Origin of the sequence: Streptomyces sp. 13-12-16 (assembly GCF_002114215.1) — a bacterium.
Lineage (GTDB): Bacteria > Actinomycetota > Actinomycetes > Streptomycetales > Streptomycetaceae > Streptomyces.
In genome coordinates this window covers 15,773-17,775 of sequence record NZ_NCTE01000910.1, presented here as the reverse complement: position 1 = coordinate 17,775, position 2,003 = coordinate 15,773, and the positions used below count along the sequence as shown (strand labels likewise).

Genomic DNA, 2,003 nt, shown 5'->3' with positions numbered 1-2,003 from the left:
CCCCCGCGCTCCCCCCGGCGGCGGGCCACGCGGCACCGCTCCCCGCACCGGCGGCCGCACCCGGCACGGAAGCCCCCGCGCCGGAATCCGCGCCCGAAGGACCGGCAGCCGCACCCGGAGCGGAACCCGCGGACGGGGCCGGAGCCGCACCACCGGCGCCCGAAGTCCAGCTCGCGTCCGGAGCCGCGGACGACCCCGGAGCGGGAACCGAATCCGAGACCGCGGACGAACCGGAACCCGGAACCGGACCCGACACCGGCTCCGCGGACGAGTCCGCACCCGGTCCCGATCCCGGTCCCGAAGCCGACGCCGACGCCACAGACGAACCCGGACCCGCGGAGGACCCCGAACCCTCCCCCCGCCGATCCGGAATCCCCAGCCGGTCCGCCGCCTCCTGCAACCACTCCGGCGGACTCAGCAGGAACGACGTCTGGTTCAGATCCACCCGCGCCGCCGGCGCCGGCGCCGGCTCGGGCGCCGAATCGTCACGGCCGTACTCCTCCTCGTACCGGCGGATCACCTCACCCACCGGCAGCGCCGGCCACAGCGTCGCCTCACCACTGTCACGGGCGATCACCAGCCGCTGCGCGCCCCCGTCCGAACGGGGACCGTCCGCACGGTCCTCCGCCCACACCACGAACCCGAGGCCGAACTCCCGCACCCGCACCTCACGGTGCTGGTACGACGGAACGTCCCCGTTGACCCACTCCTCCGCGCGCTCCTGCGCCTGCGCGAACGTCACCATCGCCGAAGCTCACTCCCCCGCGGAAGAAACCGGAACGGCACGCGCGAACCCACCGTCCACCATCAGATTCGCCACCGTGTCCAGCTCCGGCGGAGACCCCGCCAGCCGGGACAGGAACGCATCGAAGTCGTCCCCGCACGACAGCAGCAGCCGCTCCACCCGCTCGGCCGGCGACCACGAAGGATCCACGTCCCGCGCGTCGTCGTACGCGCAGAACCACACCGAACCCTGCCGCTCGCCCCGCACCTTCACCGCCAGCAGACCACCCTGCACGAAACCGACGCACAGGTAGTCCTTGGTCAGGTGGTCCCGCAAGCACTTGTTGACGTACACGAGGTCATTGACCGCCGCCTCGTCCCGCACCGTGAAGAACGGCTGGTCCACCAGCAGCCCCAGCCCCGCGTCCAACGCCGTCCCCACCGGCGCGCAACCGCCCGCCGCCTTCAGGAACGACCGGTACGCGCCCGGCAACCGGTACCCGAGCTCCTCCTCGACCCCCAGCACCTGCGACTCCGTCACCGCCACACCCGACTTCGGCAGCCCGAAGTGCGCCGGACGCGTCTCCTGCAACGGCCGCGTGCCCCGCTTGTCGTGGTCCACCGCCGACGTCACCACACCACCGTGATGCCGCAGCAGCGCCTTCACCTCGACCGGCACCAACTCCAGCCGCCGCGACCCCACCACGTGGTGCCACGTCCAGCCGTGCGGCGTCGCCACCGCCGGCACCGTGTCCCACAACTCGTGACCGCTCGCCGCCAGCGCCGCGTTCGCCGACACGTAATCCGTCAGCCGCAACTCGTCCACGCCGAAACCCTCCGGCGGCTCCGCCACCTCCGCGGCCGCACGCGCGTAGGGCGAGAAGTCGGGATAACCCCGCTCGTCCACCCGCACCCCCCTCGGGTGACGGGCCGCCCGCACCGGGTCCGGGAAGTGCACGACCTGCCCCGCATAGGCCGCGTTCGGCGGCGCGGCCTTCTGCCCGAGCCGACCTGTCGTCATGGCGGTTGCCCCCTGCGGCACTCTGTACGCCCCGCACCGCCCACCTTCGGACCACTACGGAACGTATTCGACTGTCACGTCTGTCTCGACTACTTACCGCCACGACCCCCACGGCGCCCGCACACACCCTCGCGCGGAACACCGCACGGATCGCGGTGCCGACAGCCTATGCGGTACGACCCCACCGGTCACCGGCACCGGTCATCCGCCCTTCCGCTTCCGTGACCAGCCGTCACCCTCCCGTGACGGTCCGCCCAAA

Annotated in this window: 1 protein-coding gene and 1 pseudogene; both read right to left on the bottom strand. The window is 72.6% G+C overall.

The window, feature by feature from the left end; translation table 11 throughout:
- Window positions 1-745, bottom strand: a pseudogene (locus tag B7767_RS48540) (hypothetical protein); the annotation flags it as partial.
- A gap of 9 nt (window positions 746-754) precedes the next feature.
- Entirely contained in the window at window positions 755-1,744 is a 990-nt protein-coding gene (locus B7767_RS31965) for an SMI1/KNR4 family protein (protein ID WP_085575179.1), read from the bottom strand.
- Between the last annotated feature and the right edge of the window lie 259 nt (window positions 1,745-2,003).